Source organism: Brevibacillus halotolerans, assembly GCF_026891775.1.
In the GTDB taxonomy this organism is placed as follows: Bacteria; Bacillota; Bacilli; order Brevibacillales; family Brevibacillaceae; genus Brevibacillus_B; species Brevibacillus_B halotolerans.
Map to the genome: position 1 here is coordinate 312,319 of NZ_JAPTNK010000004.1, position 22,371 is coordinate 334,689.

Genomic DNA, 22,371 nt, shown 5'->3' on the forward strand with positions numbered 1-22,371 from the left:
GCTTTTCTCCCCTAATAATTATTGTAATGTTTTGCGCATATCGTTTACTTTCGACCACACTTTTTTATAAAAACGATACATGTCTTCCCCGTTTACATAGTCATCGCGATCGTACTCAAGCTCGTTCTTCGCTTCCTGAAAAGCAACAGTGATTTCCTCCAGCTTTGTTAACAATTCCTGCGTATCAACTGACGATGTCATCTGGTCGCTTCGTTTACTCGCTTTGCGTTGAAGAGCAGTCATTTGTTTACCATCCAAATTGCGATATTGATTGTAGATCGCAAACTCTGCATGCTTGTTCACCTTCATCAGATTGACGAAAGGCTCCCAAGCCTCTTCTTCCTCGTCCTTATCATACACATACAAGGCGCCCTTTTTACAAATAGTACCTGTGTATAGTGCTTCAATGAAACGATTTAGCAGCTCTTCCTCACCTTGAATCGATTGGATGATCTGTTCTAACTCATTGATTTTACTCTCGATGTCTTCGTATTTACGCACTTCCTGCTGAAGGAGACGAATCAGTTCTGGAGAGCGGATTAAATTTTCCTTAGCCATCTCTTCGTTGATGCTGCCAAACAAATCCTTTGTATATTCCTGCTCCAATCCCTGTTCCATAAAGCCCTTCAATTCAGCAAGACATCTCTTAATCTCCCCTGGGCTACCTTTAGATGGATCGTTGTCCAGCTTGTATGTAGCCAAGAAGGCAGTGATTTCGAACGGCTTGGTAATGATACAGTCGTATCGGTTGCTTGTTTGATTTTCACTGTCTTTTTCGATGATGCATCCGAAACGAACAGCTCTGTCAAATAGCTCACGAATCCTAGCATTGTAATCTTTCACACGTACATTCAGATACGTTTCTCCCCAAGATTTCTCTGGAATAGGAGATGGTAGGTACGTCCAGTTATTCTTGTCTGATTGAACTAAGTGACGACCAACACCTTCTTTTTCAAGAATGGTTCGTTCATAGCTTTCCTCATACACTTTGAGCGGCGTATAAGCAAACAAAGGAACACCATTTTTTGTATTCAACCAGAAAATACGATTTTTTACTCCGCTCTCCTTCACTGTAAAACGCGAGCCGCTGATTGACGTATTTTGAAAGTTCTTGATCCCCTTCAAAATAGACGGAGCCTGAAGTGGCACCGAAACAAAGCCCCATGAAGGGAAATTCATATTACCCAGATTATTGCTGAGGTGGAAAACTGGAATTGCTTCTTCATCTAATTTACTAGCTATTTTTCGTTCTACGATACGATCCAGCGTTTCGTCCTGCCCGTATTTCATCAGCAAAAACTCTTCCATCGACGTTGTAATCAGATGGCTGAACTTATCGGATAAAAAGTCTGAAATAGCACCGACGATATCTACTTCTGTTTCCTTGATCCAGTGATCGGAGCGCTTCAGCAATTCAGCAGTGAAATCACGTATTAAATCATCTGTATCCTTTTCATCAATGGTGTTTGCTATAACCTTCGCAATATCAGGTACGCTCACAATATTCCAGTAATACGTTTTATTTCCGGTACGATCCATCTCCTCCCCACCGTTGATGAGGATGTCACCGTTCTTTTCAAAAATTTGGTTGAGCGTATTTAAAATCTCCGTAAATACACTGTAAATCCGATTGTTTTCATCACTTAATCGACGATATAGCTCCTCGTAGAACTCGATCATTTGCTCTAGCTTTTCATGATCTGCAAGAAGCTGGTATTCGGTGATTTTTGCTTCCAAATAGCTATTTTTCTTCTTTTCCTTTGAGATAAAGGCACTGCGAGCATCACCTAGCTTCTCATTAGCTGTTTCGCGCGCTCCCTCAATTTCTCTTGGGAAGCTCTCCAGGTTTAGTTTTAAGCTCTCGATATAAGAGAGTATCATTTTAAGCAAGGAAAAGCCCTTATCGGAATGAATCAGACTCGAAGCAAAAAACGGCCCTTGCTGTGCATGTAAAAATACTCTTGTAATCATTTCACCAAATGTAGTAGTCAGCTCGCCTGGAAGCTGTTTTTTACATTTGATATATTCCTCTCTCGCTTTAGCCAGATAGCCCTGCTCCAGCTCATGATCGATACTTACGACCTGCTGGCTAATGACATTGCTATAGCTGAGACGCTCACTATTTTCGTAGCCTGGAATTGGTTCTGGAACACGCTCCTCAAATCTCTTGGAAATCGAGTCGATATCGATGCCTAATTTGTGAGCAAATTTTTCTACATCCTCCTGTGTAGGAGCGGCGATAAACATATTCTCCATCTTTTTAAACAATCGGTATGCCAAATATGTAGTCATCTCTTCAATCGGCAGTACCGCAGACGAAGCACCTATGACGTTATATTGGTAGTTAGCCGCATATGCTTTTGGCATCTGATTAATGTTGGTACGAATATTACTAATATAATCATGAATCGCAAACTCTTCGCCCGACCGTTTTTCTTCACTAGCCATGAAGTTGGTAATATTCTCAGCCGTAACATTCATGCAGTAATCGTAGGCATTTTCTAATGCTTTACCCTCAAGATTTGTTGCCGAAATAAGGTGGCACAAATTGAATGGAGGCATTGGGGAAGAGACATGTAAGGCGTTGCCATATTGCTGCTTAAAGCGATCCATACGTTCGTCTGCATTCATCCAATAATCGAGCTCTTTTAACGCAGCATAACCATTTTTCATGATGTAATCGCGCGTATGCGAGCTGAGGCTTTTATTCGACAAGTTAACATCTGGTGTAAACAGATAGCCAAGCGAGTTAACCTTATCGACTCCTGCACTGCCAAATTCTCGTTCTAAAATACCGCGAACAATATAGGCAATATCCATGAAGCAGCCACTACCGGTTCCGCCTGAGATACCCGTTAAGATAAATACGATCAGCTTCTTATTGGTGCCCTCGGTAAGCATCTTAATCTTTTTTTCAAGGGTTTGGACGACCTGCGTAATTTTAGTAAATAACAGCAACCGCCCCGCCTGTCTAACTCCTGATGCTCCACTGATTCCATCTGTGATCGTCAGCTCAGGTGAAAGCCAATCCGTAATGTATGGTTCTAAAATGCTTCTATTCTGCAATACTCCGCCAATCTCCGGATTAGAAAGCAACACAAATTCCGAAATAGGATCAAGCCCAATACCCTTGTAACGTTTGTTGCGATCATGCTCATTTGTTTCAAAGGCGACAAACTCAATATTATCCGGTTTTTCCTTCCGTTTTTTCGATAAAGAATCCACCGGTAGCTTGAAACGTCTGTTTACCTGATATTTTAAACGGAGCAACGCATCAATCCCCGTTCCACCTAAACCAATAACAAGCATCGGGTTATCAATCGTATCTACACGAATCTTCTCACTAACGATTCCCCCGCCTAAAGATACATCCAACTGCTGAATATGTTCTCTCACAACTGCTCTCATATAATCGATCCTCTCCTAGATGATGTAGTCAATAAAGACTGATTTGTTTACACCAGAAAGGGATACCTTGATTCGATCGTTCTTTTTTAATTCCCTTCCTTTACTTGCATCTAGTACTCTTCCAGCCTTTTCAATCTGACAATCAGATTTGTTTTGAATGATAAGCGTGTCATTTTTGCCTGGTAGAAAAATGATTTTGTCTGTCTCCTGAAACTCTGGGGCAAGCTGCAACAATTGATGCAATTTAACCTTTCCTTTAAAGGCATTTAGTTTTTTATACTGTGGACTCGACTTTTCGCCTGTATCCTCATTGATAATTTCGATAGCCATTTGTCCCATAAATCCTTTGTTTACCTTTTTCCACATGGACAGTACATATAACCCAATCGCAATAAGTAAAATCAGACCCGAAGTACCACCAATCGTCATGACCCACGGAAAAGACTTTTCTTCTCCTGTTGGGGCGGTTGGAGGTTGCTGTGACCCCGTTGCCCCTGCATTTGCTGCATTCACAGGAACAGGCTGTGTTTCTCGATAAAAACTGCTATCCTCCGCTTTCACCTTAATCTCGTATTGATGGGAAGCTGGGATAGTAAAGGTTCCTGTAAATCCACTACCTGTATTCGTTAGTTCCATTTCACTTGTTTTGTTGTCTGTTACATCGTTAACGAGCAGCTTTGCCTTCATGCTTTTGTAAAGATCAGTGCTAGTCATTTTTTGTCCATTACTAACTAGTTCTGCTTTAATTTGGATATCATCGCCAGCTTTATATGTCTTAGCAGGGATCGGTTCCATTGCGAGCTGCACGTCATAGTTAAAGATCATGTTGATATCAATCTTATCCTTGGCTGCTCCTTTGACCTGTAGCTTCCAATCTCCCTGCTGGGGTTTTAGCATTTTAATCATGGAATATGCATTTGATTTCGAGAAATGAACCTGATTAGACGGAACTGGTACTGCCTTGCCAGATGGATCAAACAGCTTTACCTGTACGGCATTCTTCGACATGATCGAAATATTTGCTTCTAATACATTGGTGTTAGGTATCGAGATTGTTACGTCCTGAAAGGCTCCGTTTGAAGTCATGCTTTTCACAGGAACAACCTTCAGCTTCAGATGATTAGCAAAAATCTCGCTTAGAATTTGGGGTAACTTGTCAGCCGTACTTGTTTCAAAGAACTTGCCATTCGTTTCTGTCGCGATCTGTTGCAAAGTTGTTCTGTTCAATTGTCCATCAGCATTAAGTCCTATCGTATAGATAGGGTACCCTTTGCTTTTGGCCATTTGTACCGCATCCTGCAATTTTTGATCAGACATCTGCTGTGTGCGATTGGAGTCCTTATTTAAAAAGTTGTTTCCATCTGCTAACAGCACAACGATAGGAGAATGCGTCGGGTCATGTCCTGCATCTAAAATTTTTACTGCTTCATCGACCCCTACAGAAATATCTGTGTAAGCACCTTTTTGTAAGCTATCAATAAAAGCTTTGATTTGCTGTTTATCTTGATCGGATTTAACCTCAATCAGTGCCTTTTCGCGCTCAATTTTATCCGTATATGCGATGACCCCGATCTTATTCCCCTGAATAGAGGTCATATCCACAAACATTTTCATTGCTTCGTTACTTACTTTGTTTTTATCACTTTGGGTCATGGAATTGCTGACGTCTACAACCAACACAGCGTCCATTTTATCTCCACCGGTCTGTGCAAAACCAAACGTGGCACCTGTGGTTAGAGAAATCAACAGAAGTCCCACGCACAATATATGCTGAAAAAACCTCTTACATTGAAGCATGCTATTGAACCTCCGCTACTTAATTTTTTTGTTAAAAATATCCATATTTTTGAACAACTATTGCAAAGAATGTGACTATATGACAAGATTACCACTATATTTTACAATTAAAAAGAGAAAAGCCATGTAACATCCATATAACGTTATACGGACGTATGTACTATTATGTTACATATTTCGACATTGATATTTGGAGAATGATAGATGATAACTTATATCTTTTTAGCTATTTCTTTGGTACTACTGGGCTATCGTTTCACTCAACTATGGCTATTTAAACGAAAAAGTAAAACAGAAGCTGAGATGGATCAGTATCTTCATGCGCTGTTAAATAACGAAGGTGAGCAAAAATGAAGACAAAAACTGGTGTTCAATTCAGAAAGACTGTCAAAACAACTCATGCCTTTGAACGTTTAAAATATTGTCCAAAATGTCATTCCTATTCTGTTCTGTGGGATACGGAATGCCCCTTTTGCGAAAAAAACGTAACACTCCTACCTATCCGTGCTGTCTCAGCAGCCACTACCAGACGACACGTTCAAATTCGCTTTCTTTGGATCGGTCTCTTTGTCTGTCTCGCAGCTATTTTTGCTGATACGACAATGAATTTGGTACTTGCGTGTAGTGGAGGCGTTCTTCTCTTTTTGCTCTTTTGGCTCATACAGAAGCGGTATGGCTCCTACGAACAAAAGGTTCATTTTGAACAATTCATCAAAACAGAGCAGGAAAATATTAAAAATGCTCTCTATCAACAGCTAGAGGATATTGATGCTGATGTTAAGGCAAAAAAATATAAAGATGCCTATGAAAAAATCAGGGAAGTTGGCTACTTTATCGACTCTGATTTGGTAAAAATCCTCAAGGTCAAATATCTCAATCACTTTGTACTTCGTAAGGACATGGAATTGGAGTTAGATACGCTGATCCCATCTGATTACAATTATCATTTTATTGCCTATCTTCATGAGGTACTAAAAGTCCAACCATGGTTAGTAAAACAAACTGTTGTAGATTATGTTATTTCAAATAAATCGTATATTCTTCAGGAAAGTAATGGTACGCAAATCCTCGGTCAGGTGGCAGGGGCATCTTTACGAGTACGAGCTCATATAGATCACTATCAGGATTTTATTATTGAGTTCATAGAATATTTACCTAAGGAGCGTTTGATTCGTTTAGCTAAAATGGTTAGTGCCCATCAAAATCAGTGGGCCAAATTATATGAAGCTACCAAGAGACACGTGGATCAGCACTACTCGTTTGATCCCGAACTGAAAGGATTGCTATGAAGAAATTTATTAGCAAACTACTCCCTGCCTATCAACGATCACTTTGGATACGAAATATCCTACTAATTTTATTCCTGTTGGCTTTAATAGCCATGGGTGTCAAAATTAGATATAGCCTGAAAAAAATCAATTTATATGAAGAAGCCAAAAATCACTATCAGGAAAGAAATCTGCTTGCGGCCGAAGAAAGCTTCGCGAAAGCACAAGCCATTACTACTATCAGCTATGGTGATGAGGCATGGAATAAGCCATTATCTGCATTGCGTTCCATTCGCCAACAGCTAGAATCCATCTCTGAGCAGATTCATGCTGCCGCAGGAGAGAATCAGGTAGGAGATATGCTAGAGCTGTATACAACCTACCACACCTTTAAACAGCACGCCCAGCAAGAAGAACAGCTATTCGTCGATTTTTTCACACAAGTTTCTGAAGAGCATAAAATCGAAGCTACTTTAAAAAATTACTTTCTTGCAATGAAAAAGACCTATACTACATCTATGCAGGAAAACCTGACCCAGCAAAATTATCGTGATGAACGCTTTGTTCATTCTTTGGTCGCTATTCCAGATGAATTTTTTGGTGGGGAAAAACAGAAGAAGCAGGAGCTCATTGCCCTTTTTCGTTCCTATGATCAAAAAAAGTATAGGGATGTAACAAACAGAAGTACCTTCGACCAGGTAATCCAATCAGCCTCCAGAAGCTTACGTGCCTATAAGCAAGTAGATATACAAGGTGATTGGTTACTTGCTTTACTAGAAAAATATGCTAGCTCCCAGATCAAACGCTCGATTCGCAATAAGGACCTGGACACATTTATCATGCAGGCAAAGGCTTACCGTCAGATTAGTGACGTGCTGCCTGCTGATTCGGAGTCCATCAGCCTTCTTAATCAACATCTCGCCTCTCAGCTAAAGCAAGCGGAGCGTTACACAAAAGCAAACCAGTTTGAAAAGGCACGTGACCTGTATCAAAAGCTAAGCGATCTTCAGGATACATCCCAGCTCGTAACAGAATTAGAAGACCGCTGGATCAAGCATGATCCAATTCGCCTATTGAAAGAAAAATATCCAGATAAATCGTTTGGATTCGTCCTCACAGGAGAGAAGCGTTGGGGGTCTGTCGTTTATACAGCCGGTATTTCAGAGGAAGATCAACATCTTCATTTGGCAGCAAAAATGCCAGATAATCATTCTGTTCTGTACTTAGAGGGGTCTTTTCATACGGACACAAAGCTCAAAAATCTCAATATCTCAGATACATTAATTAGTAAAGAAACCCCCATCCTTATTGTGGAAACAACGGGTAAAAACCGTCTCTCTACATACTATGGATTTGTTCCCGATTTATCCAAAAAAGATTGGGTGAAGCTATTTGAGGTAGAGGCAGATGGATTTACAGTGGAAGGCACAGGCTCCGTCATTCTAGAAAATGCCGAGGGCAAAGGGGAAAAGGAAATAGCAGCCTTTAAACTAGAGGATAATGGTCTTGTCTATGAGGAAAAGATAAGGGATTATCTATCACCGACCCCCGAAACTGAGCCTGATGTAGATTCAGATACGGTAACAGATGAGAAAGCCGCGTCGGGAGCAGAAGAAACCTCCCCACACGATAATGAACCAGCCTCTCCTTCCAAAAATGACGAGAGGGGAAATGGCGCGTCCGAGAATTCCATCAAGGTTTATGCGGGTCCAGGTGAAGAATATGGTGTAATTGGCCAGATCAAAAAGGGTAGCCCGATTGAGGGCATAGCTGATCAAAACGGTTGGTACCAAATCTCATTTAATGGAAATTCCGGGTGGGTTCGTTCTGACCCTTCACCGTAAGCGAGTACCCATAGACAACAAAGCAAATTAAAGCTTAATAACAAACAAGCTGGCAGAACTAAGATTCCGCCAGCTTGTTTTTGTATCTACCTTTTTTGTTCCTACCTTTATAGATAAGGTTATTAGTTTTGAATTTTAAATTGAGATAATAGCTTCTCAAGTTCCTTAACTGTCTCATTCATTTTCATAGAATGATTAGCCATTTCATTTGTAGAAGCCGATTGGTCTTGAATTGATTGTACCGTTTCATTTGTAGACCCAGCTACCTGGGTAGCGGTAGAAGATATTTCTGCTAACGACGCATTTATTTCTTCGGTTCCTGCTGACATTTCTTCGGTTGTTGCAGATACCTCTTGAATTTGATACGTGATTTCATTTATTTCTTCCACAATAGTATTGAAGGCTTTTCCTGCCTCATTGGCTGTAATAATTCCTTGTTTTGCCTCTTGCTGTCCTTTCTCCATGACATGAACAGCATCCTTCGAATCCTGCTGGATATAGGTAATCAAATGATTGATTTCACTTGCCGATTGCTTGGATTCCTCAGCTAGCTTTCTCACCTCGTCTGCAACTACAGAGAAGCCTCTTCCAAATTCACCGGCACGGGCCGCCTCAATCGCCGCATTTAGCGCCAATAGATTTGTCTGTTCAGCAATATCGGTAATAGACAACAAAGCTTTATCAATTTGCTGTGTATTTTCCAGCAAACGGCTTATAACTGCCGATGTTTCCTCTACAGAATTATGAATCGTATCCATTTGTGTAATGAATTGCTGCACTACCTGACTGCCCTCTCTCGCCTGTTCCACTGTAGTGATTGCTAATTCAGCAACTGTAGAAGAAGATTCGGCCACTCGCTGTACTCCGGTCGACATTTCATCCATGGCCTTAGCACTTTCCTGAATACTTAACATTTGTCCTTGGACTTGTTGGTTCATTTCATCAATGGTAACTACAGCGTTACTAGAGATAGCAGAAACATTTTGTGTTTCGTGTAGCATATTGTCTGTTGAAACCATTACGGTGTTTGTTGCTGCTTGAACTTTTCCCATCAACTGCTGAAGATTTTCTAGCATTTTATTGAAAGAGGAGACGATGCTTCCCATCTCATCTTTTGATTCATAGGAGGTGCGAATGGTTAAATCTCCTTGAGCTACTTGTTTCATATCTGCTTCTAGTAGATCAATAGGATGCTTAATCGATTTGCTGATAATATAGCCTATCATACTAATAAAGATAACAACTAGTAAGGCTACAATACCAAACATAAGTATAGTAAAATTGGCCTCCTGATAATTTTCAGTTTGGATTTTATCTGCTTTTTCTTGCAAGTAGGTCAGTAATTTTTGAAGAGAAACAATGGCATCTGTTCGAGAAGGCTGAAGCTCGGCTAGGTAATACGTATACGCTTCTGCATTTTTATTTTGACTAGCCAATGAAATCGCTTTGCTTGTAAGTTCACGCAGATTGTTAAAGCTAGTGCTAAATCCTTCGTATAATTCCTTTTCTTCCACTGGAATACGAGTGCTTTCCAATTTTTTGATTAAATCATCATTCTCTACGCGTAATTCCTTGATGATTTTATCAAGTTCGTTGTTCCTTTTTTCATCAGTGGTAATCATATATTCCACAACATTCATATGAACCCTAAAAAAATTCGATTCTAAATCTCCTAACCACTGAATAGGAAGTAAACAATCCTCATACATGCTTAAGGCAGCTTCGTCCCCTTTTTTTAGTCCGCTGTACCCTAATGACGATAAAGCTACAAAAGATAAGATAGACGTGAGAATGATGAGTAATAATTTCGTTCTTATTTTTAAGTTTTGAAATATCCGCATGGGGGTCTCCTTACTTGTAGAATTTTCTAATTTAATTATATAATGCTCCAAGCTGAAAACGATACTTATTTTGAAAAAAATGTTGGATTTTGTCGAAAAAAATCAAATTATGTCGATAAATATATTTTTTATCGAAATATTAAGATTAGACATATAATAAGACACCTCTGTTCCATATTAAAATTGGAATACTGCCCAACCCTTCTCTTTTTATTATCGAACTTTTTATACGAAACATTTATTCTATCCAACACTTCCTTACTGATTGAGATTTATATATAGACATAATGCATGTAAACCTAATAGCTTTTTTGCTATTAGGCCTACTATCTATCATTCTTATCTAAATTGTCTGTCTTGTTATCATTAAATTAGAGAGCGCTCGTCAGTATTTATCCATTTGTGGGTATGTTCGCATATTTTCATGAATGCCTACGGTTTATCCTGTAATCTTTAAGTAGGAAAAAGTACCAATAAACAGTCTCAACTAATGCAATTGCTACAAAGATTGCCCAAATTTCCCCTGAACAAAGCTTTCTAAAGAAAAATTCAATCTCATTGCCATATCCCCTTGTCAATGCATGTAAAAAGAATACAATTGGTGCTAGAACGGAGAAAATAAGCGTAACGGCTGAAAAAAGTGTATGCTTTTTCTTAATTATGCAAACAATTGTAAGAATGATAGTCATTAAAATGAATAGATAATAAAGAATCCAAAACCAAAGTGGCATTGTTCCCATGCGCTTTGCTCCCTTCCTATATTCACAATCCACAATATGTTGAACCATTCTGTAAAAGGACTCATGTTAAAAGCTTAACGGTTTTCGCGATAATATTGCCTATTTCATAATCATAAAATCTTGAACCTTGATGTCTTCCTTAGGGAGAATACATAATTGTTCAATTCTTACTGTCATTATATCAATAATACAGAATTTTCCTACCCTTTAATAACCAATTCTAAGGTAACAGGTAATACGCTTTTTCTCGGACTGAGCTTCATCTCAATTCGTAACATTTTTTTAAAACGTCGATAAGGTGGATTACCCACTTTCTGTGTAATCGAAATATCACTTTGTAAGATTCAATCAAAAAAATGGACAGGCTATTTTTCCTGTCCATTTTCCTGCTTATACACAGCTCACTATTATTTTTCTTGCCTCCATTATTTTTCTGGCAATCATTATTTCTCATTTATCTTCTTTTGGCATTGGCAATGGTACTCTCCAATCCAGGTCATAGCTCTTTTCTGCCAGTTCGGATGTAAGGCTGATCTTTTGCGGAAGTTCTTTCATTTCATAACTTTGCAATTTTATTCGGATATGGTTTCTGCCTTGTTCGTCCTTTCCTAACATTTTAAAATCTCCACCTGTTACATTGTATGTTTTGCCCTTCTCATCTTTTATCGTCCAATCAAAGTGATTAATAATTTTATCGGTATCATCATCCACTAAAATTGTAGTTGGTATTTGAACAATATCCTTTACATAAGCCTCTAGTGTAATCGTAGCATGCTTCTCATCCTTGGGAGATGCTTCATTTTGAGGTTTGTCAAAGGTTACTGACTTAATCTCAAGCGTTTTGCCATCCTGATCTACTCTTACAGGTTTATCGCCAAGCTGCTTCGGCTCAAATGATATGTCCAGCTTATACGGTTCTGTTTTTACTAAGGAGTCCAATACCAGTGTATATTGATGATCAGGAGACAGAGGAGCAAATCCATACTTCCGGATAGAATGACCATATTTATCTAGATACTTGCGAGGAGTAGCAATCTCCCTATTTAGGTCCTTTATTTTCTCTCCCTTTTCATTTTCAACATGAAAATTCAGCTTATAATCATCATAGCGAACATAAGGGGGAGCTGAAGCTATTTTTCCTTTCACTTGTTTGCTTTCCTGCACTAATCTTTTCTTTGCCTCTTCCGTCCATTTTGTTTCATATTCGACACGTGCAGCAGTCGGTGAATACATCACGCTGTTCAAATGGATTTGCAATCCCTGCGGTGTTGTATACGTCCCATTCATTGGCAGCACCTTTGAAGCCGTAATTGATTTTTCTAAATCAAAAGGAATCTGTAAGGACCAATCCCCTTTAACAGAGGCAATCTCACTACCCTTGACTTGCAGTAAAAGCTTCTGTTGTTTTTCCCCCACTGGATTTTTCAGAGTGATATAGCCGTATTGACTATCATCGTCATATCCTAATGTATATAATTCGCTAGATACCCTCTTAAATGGATTCCCTTTCAAATCAGTTACTTCTACATTCCCTAGATCTATCTTATCCGGATGAATAACGTTATTCTGCTGATCCTTGACCGAATATACGGCCACAATTCTCATTGGATCGGCCAATATCTCCTTTATTTCAAGAGTATAGCCTTGATCCGTTACAGAGGCGTTTACCTTCTGTGAAAAGCCCTCCTCTGCTGCATTTTGCAGCTCTTTATTAGAACTTCCTTCAAATAACGATTTCACATAGGCTGCAAATGTGGGCGATACATATGAACCCACCGAGACCGTTAAAAGCAGGGCGCAGCTAATTGAGACTGGCAAAACCAAAGGGCCTAGCAGACGCGACCTTTTTCTTTTATAGGCCACAGCCCGGTCAGGCATTACAAAAGTAGGCTGATCCAACTCTCCAGCTACCTTTTTTAGAGTCTGTGCAATCTGTTTATCTAGATTAGTCATGCATGATCACTCCTATCTCGGTCATTACCTGTGTTTCTTTTTCAGCCTGTATTTTCTCAGCGATTAGCTTTCTGGCCTTATGCAGCCTTGATTTTACCGTTCCCTCAAACACACCAAGGATTTTTGCAATTTCAGCTACACTAAACTCTTCATAATAGTAAAGAATAACAGCAGAGCGATGCTTCGGCGTCATTGACTGGATCGCTCGCCAAATCTGCTGCTCTTGCTCCTTTTGCAGAATACTCTCCAATGGATTTTGGTCAGGATCAATGGAGTCTGCGTATGCTTCCGTTTTTTTCTTTCTACGCACCATATTAAGCGCCCGATGTGTCACAATTTTCATAAACCAAGCTCGAAACGATGTCCCTTTTCGTTCATCGTAGCGATAAAGTGATTGATACGCCTCCCATAGTGCTTCTTGAACAGCATCCTGAGCGAAATGGTAATCATGAACGATTAAAAAAGCGACTCGAAATGCCGTAGGTAAGTGAGGTTGAACAAGTGCTTCAAAACCCACTGGACCTCCTTCTCCAGTTATTGGAGAATAATGATTTTCCTCCACATAAAAAACCTCCTCGTTTTCCCTGTCACTCCTTATTCACCAGTTCTCGTATTTTGGTTCATTTCAAAGCGAGAAATTTTTTCCCTTACTTTCACTGAGTTAAACCGTAATTGGACAATTGATGCAATCTATGTATTCTTTTCTTAATAAAGTAATTGATGATTCAGACACTTAGGTGAATCATCATGATTCGAAAAATTCCTTTCTCAACAGTCGTTGCTTCGTCAGGAGACAATGGCTTACTTACATAAATCTTTGTTTGCTATGCATTACTATCAACACTGTACTAAAAAATAACTTTGTCAGAAACGTTACCAACAAAAAGAAGCGTCAAAGGAACAAAAATGTTCACTGACGCTTCTTTCATATAAGTATAGGAAAGAAATCAGTAGTACGATTTCTAAGCTTGTGGGATTTTATTTAAAATAAAGGTCTCAACAACCTTTGCCACACCATGATTCATATTTGTATCTGTTACATAGTCCGCTATTTCCTTAATGTCATCTGGTGCATTGCCCATTGCGACACCAAGCCCTGCAAAATTAATCATGGCAAGATCATTGTAGCTATCACCAATCGCAATAACCTCTGCTTGTTCAATTCCTAATTTATGAATGAGCTGATGTAAGCTGGTTCCTTTATCAACACCCGCTTCTGTAAACTCCAAGAAAAACGGCTTCGACCGCATCACACTCAATTGACCCTCTAGCTGTTTTTGCAGTTTCTTTTCCACAATTGCTAGCTTAGTAGGATCGTCTACCATTAGCACTTTTACTACTGGTCGTGTGATGGCTTGCTTAAAGCTTTCTACCTCTTTAATGTTCATTCCCGTAATCTCAGACTCTTTTTGGGTGTACGCAGTAACTGTTTCAGCTACGATATCATCCCCATCATAGGAGAGAATCCCAACCTGTTCTTTTTTACTGATATCGTATAGCTCATGTACGGTTTGTACTGGCAGTGTGCTACTAAATAACTCTTCTTTTGTTTTCCAGTTTATAATTTTTGCACCATTGAATGACAAAATAAAGCTACCGTATTTTGCTAGCTCCAATTCTTCAGCAATATGCGTCATGGCGTACGTAGGACGACCTGATGCAAGAACTACCTTTACTCCAGCTTCTTGGGCCTTCATTAGTGCAATTTTTGTACGTGTTGAAATGGTGTGATCATCTTGAAGCAATGTATCGTCTAAATCGAGGACAATCATTCTATAATTTTGCATGACAAAACCATCCAATCTAATCTAGTTGTATAAATCACTATAATCATATCATTGATATTGTAATTTATGTGTAAAAATAGTTAGATGGATGAGTTTGGTTTCATAGGCCAATGTGTTTCCATAAAAAAGAACGCTCCTAAGAGCGTTCTAAGGAGAGATACAATTAAAATCCTGGATCATATACATACTGAATAGCATGAGGTTTACTAGCTTCTGCGACATGAGAGAAAGAATCAATAGAACCAATAGAAGTTACCAATGCTAAAGTCATGAAAATCGTTATAATTGCCTTTTTCATCTCAATCCCTCCTACGCTAATTAATTTTCTTTATTCTGTATAATCCTATTATATACATCTTGAAGCTTCTGTACCATTTGTAAATCTATAGATTTTTCCATAGAGAAATAAAAGGAGAGAATACTCTTCATACAGTCATTAATTTCTTGATAAGCATTTATCTTGCCATAGATCTCCATGCTAGTAAGATAACTATCCAATCCTTCTTGATAGGATTTAATTAAGATTTGATAGTTTGCCTTATTTTGGTAGTACAATCCTATTGAATAATATTTATACGGTGTTTTCGATTCAACCTTCAAAAAGGTATCTTCCCCGGCCACTAATTCTGCAATGGCATCGAATTTTTCCATTTGCAGATACAACTCAATTAACTCATTTACGGCATGAATTCTTGAATCCTCACTCGTATTTTGTAAGCAATCCAGCAATAATGGAATGGCTGCTTCATAGTCTTTCTTTTTTGCCTTTACGATTGCACCAGTTAATGCCGCGGATTCATGCACAAAATGGAATGTAAATGTTTTATAGGTAGAAAGATGTTTTTCGACTTCTTCATATTTGCCTGATAATAAGAGAGCATTAATCATAGCGAGATAGGCTCTAACCTTTAATTCATTTATGGTGTGATCTCGCAAAAGCCCCATTTTTGTTAATTCAATACATTGCTGATATTTTTTGATAGCAAATGCGTGCAGACCCATCCTAAAATAGAAAGTAATTTTTTCTTCCTCGGACAAAAAGTCTGCATAATGAATAATTTCTTCCCCGATTTTAAAAGACTCCTCTAAATTTTTGAAATCCTGTCTCTCTATTAGGTATTTTTGTAGGGATGGTTTGGCTATATAATTTGGGATTCCATGTACTCTAGCATACTTAATGATAGCGCTATAGAGAATAAGTTTAATCTCGTCGCTAGTGATGCTATTGCATAGGTCATAAAGACGTTCTAAAGCTGTATATGTATCTTCTTGGGGATTTTCAAGAATTTTTTGTGCAACCTTACTAATTAGCGTTATATTAGATAGTTCAATCATTTCTAAAAGAAGCTCATATAAAATTTCTACACGCTGTTGTATTTCGATATAATTCGCTATTATCTCTTCATATGGCAATACTAGTACAGTAGTGATTGCCTTAATGGTTCGAAGCTCTGGTCTCTTGGTTTCACATGATTCAATTTTAGAGAGTACGCCCTTACTAACCCCTGACAGCCTTCCCAATTCTGATAAACTCAAATTTGCTTGTTGTCTTTTATTTTTTATTAATTCACCTAGAGAGGAGTAAAGTACTGCTTCATTTCCTTCCATCATATTCCCACCTTAGGACATAATTTCTCAGGACAATATTCGACAACGGTATTCGGTTCCATTCATTACTCCTCTATAATTCTAGTTTAATTGTATATTATTGTAAATATAAATAAAGATTAGTGGATAAATTATTGTTAAATAAGTAATTTATTAATGAAAATTAAAGGAAAATTACCCTTTATTAGTTAATTGCCTCATCTATCTTTTGCTATTGCCTGTTTTAATCGAGAGTAATGGATTTGGAAAGGTTTACGCTGCCCTTCTTTCCGAATAATACCTTCTGCTGTGAAATCCTGTAATAATCCCGTCACAGTCTCACGAATACTGCCCATCATTGTTGCTAATTCTTGATGCGTAACAGCTATATCAAGCTGAATCCAATCTTCTTCTTGATGCAAGCCCTCTCCCTTATATATTTTAACCCCGAATTTATCCGATAGTTTATTTAATAAAAATAGAAGCCGTTTTCGAACACTTCCATATGCCATATATTCAAGCAGCTCCTCTACCTCCTGTAAACGTTTGGACAAAATTTCAATAAACTTTAACGCAATATCAGGCTTTTTTTGCAAAAAGTTCTCAAACTCAGTTTTATCAATCGTACAGATCAAGGAGTCCTCCCATGTTTGGGCATATAGATTTTCAGACCCTGTTGTAAACGTACCCACTTCCCCAAATATATGTCCGACACCTAATACATCAAGAGTTAGTTCACTGCCTTCTGACGTTATCTGATATAAGCGAACCTTTCCCGATTTGATTAGATACAGGAATTTTTGAGATTGATGCGGGGTTGTAATCAGTGTTCCTTTTTTCATAATTGTAATCGGGGCAACGGGTTCGATTTTTTCTAATTCTTCTACCTCAAGCTCACTAAATAACTGTATTCTTGATAAATATTTTATTTTCTCCATACAATACCCCCAGAATTTGTCAATGTAGTCTAGACTACATCTTTTTCATCAAAACCTGAGTATACTCTCCTACAAAGACATCCCATCTTACCTATCTTATCAGAGGAGGGCACCATCATGCATTTCACTATTTTACTTTTCCAAATTGTATGTATTGGTTTGTTTTCCGTTTCGATTTTCAACAAATTCACAAGTTCAAAGACAATGGTTCAGCATTGGAATGACTATGGCTATCCAATATGGCTCATGTACGTCACAGCCACTTGCGAATTAATCGGATTTATTGGAGTAATCGCTTCCTTTTGGATACCGGCGGCCTTGAAGTTTTCGGCTTCTATTTTTATTGTCATTATGATTGCCGCTCTGTACGCCCATATCATTAGAGCGAAGCATAAACCAATCACGTCACTTCGAGCTGTTATTGTACTTATCTTATGTATCATTGTGGTTTCCGGGTAAAATAGTAGCTGTATCTAGCGTATTGCAAAAAAAATTGAAGGTTAAATACGTTTTTTGTAACATTGGTTTTTCATAAACCTGCTAATCCTGCTATAATCTCTAGTAATAAACAATAAAGCGAAAGTCAGAGGGTTCCGACTTTCGCTTTTCTTATGGAGGTTACTATGAGATTGCATAGGGGTGAAACTCTATTTCGTCAAGGAGAAACCGGCCCGCTGTACCATCTGAAAAGCGGCCTGTTAAAAGTAATTCGGATTCATGAGGATGGAACGACAACTCTAGTAAATATCATTGTGCCTAATGAAATCATCCCACACCATTCTCTTATTAGTCCAAATCCTTATTTCGGTACGGCTATCGCACTTATCACTTGTGAGATCGAGGTTCTTAATGCGCGGGAGTGGTATCAACAGCTACAGAACAACCCGGACAGATGCCGAACCATTGCCTTACAGCTTCAGGAAAAGCTCCGTATGATGCAGCATCGGATCGATCAATTAACAGAAGTATCGGCCGCCGATAAATTGCGAAAGCTCCAAGCTTGGTTTGAGTTCTATATTGCTCCCACCACTTTGACCGAAGTGCTTACACAGGATGAGATCGGGCAATTTATCGGACTGCGCCGTGAGACTGTAAACAGATTATTGCGTGCTCAATCTGCCTCGAAACCGGATTCATAGTCCTACAGGCTATCAGCAGGGCCAAAAAACTCAAAATGAATGTCTGCTTCCGCAATTCCGTATTCCTTCAGGGTATGGTTCACCGCCTTCATGAAGGGAGTCGGACCACAGAAATAGAAGCTGGCATCTTTAGATGGAACCATGTGCTCTAATGTAGAGATATCTACATAGCCTTCTTTATGAAAAGCGTTTGTTGCTCTATCATAGTCAGTTGGTTTGTCATAACACCAATGAACAGATAGTTGTGAGTGCTGGCGAGCTAGCTCTTCTACATGCTCTTTCATCGCGTGCACCTGCCCACTTTGAGCCGCATGAATGAAGGTTACTTGGCGGTTCGGATTCGTCTCTACAAGTGTGTTAAGCATACTAACTAAAGGTGTTAATCCAACCCCACCGCTGATCAGGACGACAGGACGAGCATCTTTTTGATCCAAAACAAAATCCCCTGCTGGTGCCGAAAGAAATAAAATATCTCCTGGGTTAACCTGTTCATGTAGATAGACAGATACCTTACCTGGAGGCTGATCCTGATTGCCATCCTCTCGTTTAACAGAGATGCGATAGTAAGACTTGCCTGGCGCATCAGATAAGCTATATTGACGAATATGGGTATTTTTTTCACCAGGAATGTCCACTTTCACACTAATGTATTGGCCTGGTTCAAATCCAGCGATAGCTTTTTCATCCTGTGGAACAAGATAGAAGGAGGTAATAACATCACTCTCTTTTACCTTTCTGTCCAACTTAAATGCTCTAAAACCTTCCCAGCCACCCTGCTGTTGTTCAGCTTGCTTATAAAACTCAGCTTCTACACCAATAAAGGCCTCTGCAATTACACCATAGGCCTCTGCCCATGCCTGCAAAATCTCGTCTGTCGCCAGATCTCCAAGTACATCCTTAATCGCAGCAAGCAGATTTTCTCCAACAATCGGGTAGTGCTCTGCCTTAACTCCAAGACTACGATGCTTATGACCAATCTGCTTTACAACAGGAATAATCGTTTCTAATTTGTCTATATATTGGGCGGCAGCATACACTGCATTGGCTAATGCCGTCTGTTGTCTCCCTTGCTTCTGATTAGCATGATTAAAAATATTTAATAGCTCTGGATGTTTTGTAAACAATAATTGATAAAAACGTTTTGTAATATCGACTCCATGTTTTTCTAATACGGGTACCGTAGATTTAATGGTTTGAATAGTCTTTTCACTTAGCATCTTGATTACCTCACTTTCATTTTGCGTGGTATGACCTCAGTATATAGAGTGAGAAATGTCACCTTGTGTGATCGAGATCACTGTAAAAGGCACAGATTTGCGAAGATAATTTCTTCTAGCAAGCTGCTATGTATCAATATCTGAATAAAAATGGAACAAATGTTGAGTTAATACCCTCTCATCGTAGCTACTATCCCTATCAGTTATCCAATTATTCAGCTATTTTTGCAGGGAGTGTAATGACGTGTAGTAGCAGGCTCCTCATTTATTCTTTACCAATTTATGTAAAATTATAATTGATTCGCCTTCCTTTTGCGTCTTGTCATTGTAGACAACATCCTGCTCACGCCAAAGCTCTTTTATGTCTTTTGCATCAAACAATTTAAGGGTGCTAATTCTCCTTGCCTTCCCTTTATCGTTTTGAAATAAAGAAACATATGTAGCAGAGGTTACGTCTTCAAAACTGGTATACGAATACATGACTAAAAACTCGGTTTTGCTTTTACCCGATAAATTAATATAGGTATCGTTTAATAATTGAAGCTTAGGTGGAATACTTTTTGGGTCAGTTGGATCGTACGTAACTGGATAATTGTCTCTAGGGGCTTCTTCCCACAATTTCTTTGGAACCTGTAAATGATTACTAAAACGAAGCGCAGGTGTTCTGTTATCCCACTCATACTGGATACCCATTGCTTTTGCCACGGTTTCCATAGGTGCATACACATTGTTTTTATAAATAAATGGCTCCGCGGCTGTTTTTACTGGTTCTCCATTTGCAAATAATTGAATCTGAGCAAAGCGTACAGCAATATTTTGAGTAATGGTTTTAGAATATGCCGTGCCTGTGATAAGTAAACTGCCTACTATCAGTCCTACTAACAGGTTTCTTTGTTTGCGTTTCTTCTGATCCACCTACCTATTTTGAATATTCACATAAATAATAAGATAACTTCGCTTTTATTTTTATCTACCTACAATATACTATATAATTTAGCTTTTACCGATGATTCTTCCTACCTCATGTAAAAAACCCCTCTGTCCAGCGATAGAAGGGGATACTTGCTTAAACATGCACCTGATGTTGTTGCTACTCTATTTCATGAGAAAACAACGGAAGCTCTTGTAAAAATACAATATCACTCCGCTCGGCTGCCTCTCCCTCAGCAAGAATTGCCGCTCTAGCTACCACAATGCCGCCAGCTTGAATGACCAAATCCTCAATAGCCTGCAACGACTTACCGGTACTAATTACATCATCAATGATGGCAACACGTTTTCCTGCGATTTCACTGGCGTCCGCTCCGTCTAAGCAAAGAACTTGCTTTTTCTGAGTAGTGATTGATTCTACTTCATTAATTAAGGGCGTTTGCATATAAGGCTTTGTGCTTTTTCGAGCAACATAGTACTTCTTCATTTTAAGCACGCGCGATACCTCATGAATGAGAGGAATCCCCTTGGCTTCTGCTGTAATAACTACATCTACTTCAGGAAGCTTTGCCGCAAGAAGTGGGGCTACTGCTGTTACCAGCTCTGTATCCCCAAGAATGACAAAGCTGGCAATGCTGAGTTTTTCTGTTATCGGAATAATTGGTAAATGCCGAGTAATCCCTGCTACCTCTAACATATAAGTCTTTTCCATGAAACTCCCTCCTACATCCCAAATAAGCTGATTAATGCTCTCATTAATAAGCCTGCTAGCATCCCAAAGAATGGATCAGAAATCGAGGTAACCACCATGGTTACACCACCAATTAGGCTAGAGGAAGCCTCGCCGCCAGTCAATGCAGATATAGCGTTGGTGGGTACAGTTACAATTGCACCTAATACAAACAGAAATCCAGAGATAGATTCACTAGGAATATAACGACCGATTTTCGGCAACAAGCCAGCTAGAAGAATTCCCGCCATTACTACCATCATCAGGACACCTGAGGCAACAGGATGTGGAGCGCCCGCTGTAGCAGAAATGATCGCTTCGACAGGAGCCCCGCCAAATAGAGCAGACACCATGTCCGCTACACTGCTAATTACGCTAAGCGTGTCAATGTTCACATCCGTCTTGGCAATTTCACCATTAATTTGGCCAAAAGCAATATTTGCGCCAATATTGAGACAAACCATCGCCATAGCGCCTCGTAAAATACCTGCTGAAAACCTTGGTTTTTGAAAAGCAAAGCGGTCATTTTCCAGCGGTTTGATGGTATTACCCTGTTTAAGAAGCAGCGAAATAAGACTAGAAATAAGAACGGAAATCGTAACGGTATAGACCAGATCTCTTGTTACAAAATAGGTGAGTAACCCTGTACTCATCGAAACGATTCCAACAGGCATATTATTGCGAGCCATATCCCAAGAAACACGCGCTAGCATAATACCAACGCCAGCCATCATTCCACTTGTAATGACAGGTCCGATGAAGCTTACGATTTTCTCTAAGAAGCCGAATAGACCGATCGTGGCCATAATTGCTCCGCCAACAAAAATCATAGATAACCTATCCCTCATCGTTTTTCCCAAAGTTCCAGCTAATGCAATCGTCTCGACCTGATAAGATACAACCGCTACGGAGCCAGTAATGGTGTTTCCAATCGCACCAATTAAGAACGCCAAAGCTGTAGGTACGGAAGCAAAACCCAGAGATAGTGCTAGTAGACCCTGCGGTAATCCGTTGAGTACGACGCTAAGTGCCGCGATAATATCTTTCCATTCCATTTCTGACTTTCTCCTTCTGTTATATGAAATGAATGTCACACCTGTAAAATATCATAAAAGACGATCAATATCAAACCAAAACTTTAAATAGTTCGTGTTTTGATATATTTTAAATAAAAAATCAGCTTTATCATTCG

Annotated in this window: 18 protein-coding genes; 5 read left to right on the forward strand and 13 right to left on the reverse strand. The window is 39.2% G+C overall.

Annotation, left to right across the window (positions count from 1 at the left end; translation table 11 throughout):
• Positions 1-18 precede the first annotated feature (18 nt).
• Both O0550_RS08475 and O0550_RS08480 read right to left on the reverse strand, forming a co-directional pair.
• Entirely contained in the window at positions 19-3,408 is a 3,390-nt protein-coding gene (locus tag O0550_RS08475) for a tubulin-like doman-containing protein (RefSeq protein WP_258426026.1), read from the reverse strand.
• A 15-nt stretch (positions 3,409-3,423) separates the two neighbouring features.
• On the reverse strand, positions 3,424-5,205 hold the full coding sequence (locus O0550_RS08480; RefSeq protein ID WP_258426027.1) for a vWA domain-containing protein: 1,782 nt from the start codon (positions 5,203-5,205) through the stop codon (positions 3,424-3,426).
• Between the two features lie 204 nt (positions 5,206-5,409).
• Here O0550_RS08480 and O0550_RS08485 point away from each other — a divergent pair, with 204 nt between their 5' ends.
• From O0550_RS08485 to O0550_RS08495, 3 genes are read left to right on the forward strand one after another with little or no spacing between them, the layout of a single operon-like run.
• On the forward strand, positions 5,410-5,559 hold the full coding sequence (locus tag O0550_RS08485) for a hypothetical protein (RefSeq protein WP_003342922.1): 150 nt from the start codon (positions 5,410-5,412) through the stop codon (positions 5,557-5,559).
• The gene (locus O0550_RS08490) at positions 5,556-6,494 is read left to right on the forward strand and encodes a hypothetical protein (RefSeq protein WP_258426028.1); all 939 of its coding nucleotides are present in this window, start codon (positions 5,556-5,558) and stop codon (positions 6,492-6,494) included. Before O0550_RS08485 ends, O0550_RS08490 begins: the two co-directional genes overlap by 4 nt.
• Complete coding sequence (locus O0550_RS08495; protein WP_258426029.1) at positions 6,491-8,317, forward strand: SH3 domain-containing protein; 1,827 nt, start codon at positions 6,491-6,493, stop codon at positions 8,315-8,317. The genes O0550_RS08490 and O0550_RS08495 overlap by 4 nt, the downstream gene beginning before the upstream one ends.
• A gap of 122 nt (positions 8,318-8,439) precedes the next feature.
• On the opposite strand, the gene O0550_RS08500 is transcribed toward O0550_RS08495, so the two are convergent.
• From O0550_RS08500 to O0550_RS08530, 7 genes are all read right to left on the reverse strand, one after another.
• Positions 8,440-10,158, reverse strand: coding sequence for a methyl-accepting chemotaxis protein (locus O0550_RS08500; protein ID WP_035318730.1), 1,719 nt, complete (start codon positions 10,156-10,158; stop codon positions 8,440-8,442).
• 1,190 nt (positions 10,159-11,348) lie between these two features.
• Positions 11,349-12,851: a DUF4179 domain-containing protein gene (locus O0550_RS08505; protein WP_258426030.1), complete on the reverse strand. Its 1,503-nt coding sequence runs from the start codon at positions 12,849-12,851 to the stop codon at positions 11,349-11,351.
• Positions 12,844-13,413: an RNA polymerase sigma factor gene (locus O0550_RS08510; protein WP_003342933.1), complete on the reverse strand. Its 570-nt coding sequence runs from the start codon at positions 13,411-13,413 to the stop codon at positions 12,844-12,846. Before O0550_RS08510 ends, O0550_RS08505 begins: the two co-directional genes overlap by 8 nt.
• A 400-nt stretch (positions 13,414-13,813) precedes the next feature.
• Positions 13,814-14,638: a Cof-type HAD-IIB family hydrolase gene (locus O0550_RS08515; protein WP_022586045.1), complete on the reverse strand. Its 825-nt coding sequence runs from the start codon at positions 14,636-14,638 to the stop codon at positions 13,814-13,816.
• 163 nt (positions 14,639-14,801) lie between these two features.
• Positions 14,802-14,936, reverse strand: a complete 135-nt coding sequence (locus O0550_RS08520) for a hypothetical protein (protein ID WP_003334051.1) — start codon at positions 14,934-14,936, stop codon at positions 14,802-14,804.
• Between the two features lie 20 nt (positions 14,937-14,956).
• Positions 14,957-16,249, reverse strand: a complete 1,293-nt coding sequence (locus tag O0550_RS08525) for a helix-turn-helix domain-containing protein (protein ID WP_181747426.1) — start codon at positions 16,247-16,249, stop codon at positions 14,957-14,959.
• 194 nt (positions 16,250-16,443) lie between these two features.
• Positions 16,444-17,163 (reverse strand): Crp/Fnr family transcriptional regulator, encoded by a 720-nt coding sequence (locus O0550_RS08530; protein ID WP_003342941.1) that lies wholly within the window; start codon positions 17,161-17,163, stop codon positions 16,444-16,446.
• Between the two features lie 117 nt (positions 17,164-17,280).
• Here O0550_RS08530 and O0550_RS08535 point away from each other — a divergent pair, with 117 nt between their 5' ends.
• The gene (locus tag O0550_RS08535; protein ID WP_258426031.1) at positions 17,281-17,622 is read left to right on the forward strand and encodes a DoxX family protein; all 342 of its coding nucleotides are present in this window, start codon (positions 17,281-17,283) and stop codon (positions 17,620-17,622) included.
• Between the two features lie 164 nt (positions 17,623-17,786).
• Positions 17,787-18,302 carry a Crp/Fnr family transcriptional regulator gene (locus O0550_RS08540; RefSeq protein ID WP_003342946.1) on the forward strand — a complete coding sequence of 172 codons (516 nt, stop codon included), beginning with the start codon at positions 17,787-17,789 and terminating at the stop codon, positions 18,300-18,302.
• A gap of 2 nt (positions 18,303-18,304) precedes the next feature.
• On the opposite strand, the gene hmpA is transcribed toward O0550_RS08540, so the two are convergent.
• The 4 genes from hmpA to O0550_RS08560 form a co-directional block, all read right to left on the reverse strand.
• Complete coding sequence (gene hmpA / locus O0550_RS08545) at positions 18,305-19,519, reverse strand: NO-inducible flavohemoprotein (RefSeq protein ID WP_258426032.1); 1,215 nt, start codon at positions 19,517-19,519, stop codon at positions 18,305-18,307.
• 261 nt (positions 19,520-19,780) lie between these two features.
• Positions 19,781-20,434, reverse strand: a complete 654-nt coding sequence (locus O0550_RS08550; protein ID WP_258426033.1) for a stalk domain-containing protein — start codon at positions 20,432-20,434, stop codon at positions 19,781-19,783.
• 175 nt (positions 20,435-20,609) lie between these two features.
• Positions 20,610-21,161, reverse strand: a complete 552-nt coding sequence (locus O0550_RS08555; RefSeq protein ID WP_003342953.1) for a phosphoribosyltransferase family protein — start codon at positions 21,159-21,161, stop codon at positions 20,610-20,612.
• Positions 21,162-21,172: 11 nt separating this feature from the next.
• A complete protein-coding gene (locus O0550_RS08560) occupies positions 21,173-22,234 on the reverse strand; it encodes a SulP family inorganic anion transporter (protein WP_022586039.1) in 1,062 nt (353 codons plus the stop codon).
• Positions 22,235-22,371: the final 137 nt, after the last annotated feature.

Excerpts from the sequence above, each read along its gene's own strand:
- O0550_RS08475 (WP_258426026.1), bottom strand. The coding sequence starts at position 3,408 with ATGAGAGCAGTTGTGAGAGAACATATTCAGCAGTTGGATGTATCTTTA.
- O0550_RS08480 (WP_258426027.1), bottom strand. The coding sequence starts at position 5,205 with ATGCTTCAATGTAAGAGGTTTTTTCAGCATATATTGTGCGTGGGACTT.
- O0550_RS08485 (WP_003342922.1), top strand. The coding sequence starts at position 5,410 with ATGATAACTTATATCTTTTTAGCTATTTCTTTGGTACTACTGGGCTAT.
- O0550_RS08490 (WP_258426028.1), top strand. The coding sequence starts at position 5,556 with ATGAAGACAAAAACTGGTGTTCAATTCAGAAAGACTGTCAAAACAACT.
- O0550_RS08495 (WP_258426029.1), top strand. The coding sequence starts at position 6,491 with ATGAAGAAATTTATTAGCAAACTACTCCCTGCCTATCAACGATCACTT.
- O0550_RS08500 (WP_035318730.1), bottom strand. The coding sequence starts at position 10,158 with ATGCGGATATTTCAAAACTTAAAAATAAGAACGAAATTATTACTCATC.
- O0550_RS08505 (WP_258426030.1), bottom strand. The coding sequence starts at position 12,851 with ATGACTAATCTAGATAAACAGATTGCACAGACTCTAAAAAAGGTAGCT.
- O0550_RS08515 (WP_022586045.1), bottom strand. The coding sequence starts at position 14,638 with ATGCAAAATTATAGAATGATTGTCCTCGATTTAGACGATACATTGCTT.
- O0550_RS08520 (WP_003334051.1), bottom strand. The coding sequence starts at position 14,936 with ATGAAAAAGGCAATTATAACGATTTTCATGACTTTAGCATTGGTAACT.
- O0550_RS08525 (WP_181747426.1), bottom strand. The coding sequence starts at position 16,249 with ATGATGGAAGGAAATGAAGCAGTACTTTACTCCTCTCTAGGTGAATTA.
- O0550_RS08530 (WP_003342941.1), bottom strand. The coding sequence starts at position 17,163 with ATGGAGAAAATAAAATATTTATCAAGAATACAGTTATTTAGTGAGCTT.
- O0550_RS08535 (WP_258426031.1), top strand. The coding sequence starts at position 17,281 with ATGCATTTCACTATTTTACTTTTCCAAATTGTATGTATTGGTTTGTTT.
- O0550_RS08540 (WP_003342946.1), top strand. The coding sequence starts at position 17,787 with ATGAGATTGCATAGGGGTGAAACTCTATTTCGTCAAGGAGAAACCGGC.
- hmpA (WP_258426032.1), bottom strand. The coding sequence starts at position 19,519 with ATGCTAAGTGAAAAGACTATTCAAACCATTAAATCTACGGTACCCGTA.
- O0550_RS08555 (WP_003342953.1), bottom strand. The coding sequence starts at position 21,161 with ATGGAAAAGACTTATATGTTAGAGGTAGCAGGGATTACTCGGCATTTA.
- O0550_RS08560 (WP_022586039.1), bottom strand. The coding sequence starts at position 22,234 with ATGGAATGGAAAGATATTATCGCGGCACTTAGCGTCGTACTCAACGGA.